This window comes from Mesorhizobium sp., assembly GCF_004962925.1.
Classification (GTDB): Bacteria; Pseudomonadota; Alphaproteobacteria; order Rhizobiales; family Rhizobiaceae; genus Mesorhizobium.
Genome location: NZ_SUEO01000352.1, coordinates 1 through 3,525 on the forward strand (window position 1 = coordinate 1; position 3,525 = coordinate 3,525).

The following is a 3,525-nucleotide window of genomic DNA, read 5'->3' on the forward strand; positions in this document are numbered from 1 at the left end:
ATGACCATCCTTGCCACCGTTTCGGCACCGTTGGTCTTCCTGCTCGACATTTCCGGCCGCGCCATGCTGTGGCTCCTTGGCCAACGTGGTGAAAGCGAAGAGAAGGTCACCGACGAGGAGATCAAGATGCTGGTCGCCGAGGCCGAGCATCACGGTACCATCGAATCGGACGAGCGGCGCATGATCGCCGGCGTCATGCGGCTCGGCGACCGCGCCGTCCGCGCGGTGATGACGCCGCGCACCGAGGTCGACTGGATCAACCTGCAGTCCGACGACGCGGCGACCCGCAAACTCTTGATGGAGACGCAGCATTCGCGCCTGCCAGCCGGCGATGGCAGCGTCGACGCCATGATCGGCGTCGTCCAGACCCGCGATGTGCTGGCCGCGATGCTTGGCGGTCGCGCGCTCGACCCGCGCCGGCACGTGCGCGCCGCTCCCATCGTCCATGACCAGGCCGACGCGTTGGATGTCCTTTCGACACTCAAGGAATCCAACGTGCCGATGGCGCTGGTCCATGACGAATACGGCCATTTCGAAGGCATCGTCACCCCGGCGGACATATTGGAAGCCATCACCGGCGTCTTCCGGGCGGACCTCGACGCCGGCGACGAGGAAAACGCCGTCAAACGCGAGGACGGCTCATGGTTGCTCGCCGGCTACATGCAGGCAGACGAGATGGCGGACATTCTCGGCATCGACTTGCCCGAGAATCGCGACTACGAGACCGTTGCCGGCTATGTGCTGTCGCACATGCACCACCTGCCGGCGACCGGCGAATGCGTGGATGCACAGGGCTGGCGCTTCGAGGTCGTCGACCTCGACGGCCGCCGCATCGACAAGCTCATCGCCACGCGCCTGCCCGGCGGTCACCGCGAGATTGTGCGGTAACCAATCAACACGATGTGTAGACCGGTTCGGATGCCAGTCCTTGCATATGGCAGCTTTGCGTCCAGTGGCAGTCATTTCTACAGTCCCGTCCATTCACCAAAGCGGACGTCGCCAATCCGCAGACCAAAGCAGCTTTTGCGCCGGAAGCGGTCATTTCAGACTATTCGGCCTACTAACTCCCGCCGCTGCACCGCTCCGTTCGGACATTGGCACGGACCGCTTGTGACTACTCGCTCACCCGATGAGCGGTGATGATCCATGCACGCGAGTCGAAAATCACACCGTCGGCAGTCAAGTGTGCTTCCAACAAGGCGCGTAGCCTCTGCAACGCTTTATCAGCCGCCGCTGCGCCGATGCCCGCCAGTGCTTCCTGCGCAAACCCGAAGCCGATAACAGCGTCATACGCTGCATCGACATCCGGACCATAGAAGACCGGTTCATCCACCTCGGTAAAGTCGATGAACGCAAAGCCGGCCGTGGTCAGGACGCTGGTGGCGGCAGCAGGATCGCTGAGTGAGAACGCGCCGTTGGCGCTCACAGGAGCGACCGAGTCCGGAGCCAGCGCATGGGGAATGGCGGTGGCCCATTCGTTGCGCTCCCGGCTCTGCCACACCATCCACACCAAGCGCCCGCCTGGCCGCATCGCCCGCGCGATGTTGACGAACGCGGCGGTCGGATCGGCAAAGAACATCACCCCAAATCGGCTAATGCAGAGGTCGAAATGATCAGCGGGGAACGCCTGGACCTGAGCGTCGCCCTGTTCAAACCTGACGTTCCGTAACCCTTGCTCTGAGCTGCGCTCGCGAGCGATCTCAAGCATCTCTGCCGATAGGTCGACACCGATCACGCTTCCCTTGACGGCGATGCGAGCAGCGTCACGTGAGGTTTGCCCTGCACCACAGCCAATATCGAGCACGCGGTCCCGTGGTCCGGCGTTGACGGCAGCACGAAAGTGTTCGCTGTGCTTTCGCAACTCCGCGTCGTAGAAATCAGCGCGATCCAAGGCCATCACCTGTACCTGTCTTGGCGGGATGGCCAACCTAGCCCAGGGCCGAAGAGCGCGGCAATATGGCCTGCGGCATTGAGCAGGCAGCCTTTCGGAAATTTCAGACAATCCCCCAGAGTAAATGAACGAAAGTTTCGTTCGTTCGAATGACGAAAAGCAGGAAATCGGAGATAACCTCCAGGTGGCGCGTCATCCAGCGCCGCGGCGTGCAGTAAGTGGAGAATACAATAGCGGTGAGGGCCGCGGTCAGTGAGTTTCAGTGATGAGCCATGGGCAGAGTACCAGGTCAAAATGTCGCCGCTGTGACTTCACCTTTATTAAACGACGGCCTTTGATTTTACTTCACGTGACACATGGCAGGGGGGGTGCCGCTATGCTGTCTCTCGTTCCGCTAATCCTCATTCTGCTGTTGGCATCTCCGGCAAATAGTCAGTTGGCGCCAGAAGCGTCAGAGATCGCCGCAGCTAACGACAGTTCGTCGGTCGCGGTTTCGGACCACACCGGTATCGAGCAAGAGCCGGGCAAGACGCAACCTGGCGCGCTCGGATCCGAGGAGGCCTTACGCCGCGAATTGGCCGCGGCACGAGCGGAGCTGGCTAAGCAAGCGCAAGCCCTAAAAGAGCAGCAGCAAATAGACGAAGCACTGGAGAGGGCGCAGCGCGTTATCGAAGGCTTTAGGGCCGAAGCCATTCTCTGGAACCGCGAGAAGGCCGCCGGAGCGCACCCCTCCATTGAAGCCTCTCAGGTTGCTGCGAAGCGAGCGCTTGATGAGGAGAGGCACAAGGTTGAACTCTTGGAACAAGAACTCACCACGGCTCGCCAAACTATCGACGCTCTTAAGACAGGCGCAAACCTCGCCGCGGTCGAGAAGACCAACGCCATAAAAGACCGATCGGTGGCCGAGACCGCTCTAAAGCAAGCTGGAGAAGCACTCGAACTGGAACGCGAACGAGCAGATTCAGCCGTACGCGACCTCGACATTGTTCGCAAGGAACGCGACGCTTCAAAGCAGATCTTGGCAGAGTTGAGTGCGACGTTGGAGGAAGAGCGTGAAAGGGCCATCGGTCTAGCTCGCAGCCTCAGTGCCGCGCGTAAGGCAATTGACATCGTCAAGGGTAAGCATCGGACCGCGGCTATGGCGCGCGCGCCGAAAACACGTAACCACGCAGGTGCACTTGCAAGTAAATTATTGCGTTCGGGCACCCAACCAGCCCGTAAACCGGGCTCGCCGAAAAAACAGAAAGTGAAGGTCCAAAAGTCACCGCATCTTGTTCTGCCGGCAACCATCGCTCTTCCGGCCGTATTGCTCCCGACGCGACCACTGAAAAGCTCGACCTACGCCAGTGAAGACTAGTGAGCGAAATGTATGCCGCAGGGGAGTATGACAATGAAAAAGTACGTTGCAGCCGCGTTGACGATCGGGATCGCAATCGGGCCTGCCTCGGCTCTTGACGCAGGTTTAGGCGGTAAGGCCGGTGGTCTCGGGGTCGGTGCTGGAGTGAGCGCCGGTTCGCAAGGCGCATCTGTGGGGGTGGGCGCGAGCGTCGGCGGCCTCGGGGTCGGTGCTGGCGTGAGCGCCGGCTCGCAAGGCGCATCTGTGGGGGTGGGCACGAGCCTCGACGGTGCGGGTG

The 3,525-nt window shown here is 61.0% G+C and carries 3 protein-coding genes and 1 pseudogene; 3 read left to right on the forward strand and 1 reads right to left on the reverse strand.

The window, feature by feature from the left end; all coding sequences use genetic code 11:
* The coding region (locus E5W87_RS34695) for a hemolysin family protein (protein ID WP_292408259.1) at nucleotides 1-888 on the forward strand (888 nt) is incomplete at its 5' end.
* Nucleotides 889-1,114: 226 nt separating this feature from the next.
* Here E5W87_RS34695 and E5W87_RS34700 read toward each other — a convergent pair.
* Nucleotides 1,115-1,897, reverse strand: coding sequence for a class I SAM-dependent methyltransferase (locus tag E5W87_RS34700; RefSeq protein ID WP_292408262.1), 783 nt, complete (start codon nucleotides 1,895-1,897; stop codon nucleotides 1,115-1,117).
* 370 nt (nucleotides 1,898-2,267) lie between these two features.
* Between E5W87_RS34700 and E5W87_RS34705 the strand changes: the two genes are divergently transcribed.
* Both E5W87_RS34705 and E5W87_RS34710 read left to right on the forward strand, forming a co-directional pair.
* A complete protein-coding gene (locus E5W87_RS34705; RefSeq protein ID WP_292408265.1) occupies nucleotides 2,268-3,248 on the forward strand; it encodes a hypothetical protein in 981 nt (326 codons plus the stop codon).
* Nucleotides 3,249-3,281: 33 nt separating this feature from the next.
* A pseudogene (locus tag E5W87_RS34710) lies at nucleotides 3,282-3,525 on the forward strand (hypothetical protein); the annotation flags it as partial.

Excerpts from the sequence above, each read along its gene's own strand:
- E5W87_RS34700 (WP_292408262.1), bottom strand. The coding sequence starts at position 1,897 with ATGGCCTTGGATCGCGCTGATTTCTACGACGCGGAGTTGCGAAAGCAC.
- E5W87_RS34705 (WP_292408265.1), top strand. The coding sequence starts at position 2,268 with ATGCTGTCTCTCGTTCCGCTAATCCTCATTCTGCTGTTGGCATCTCCG.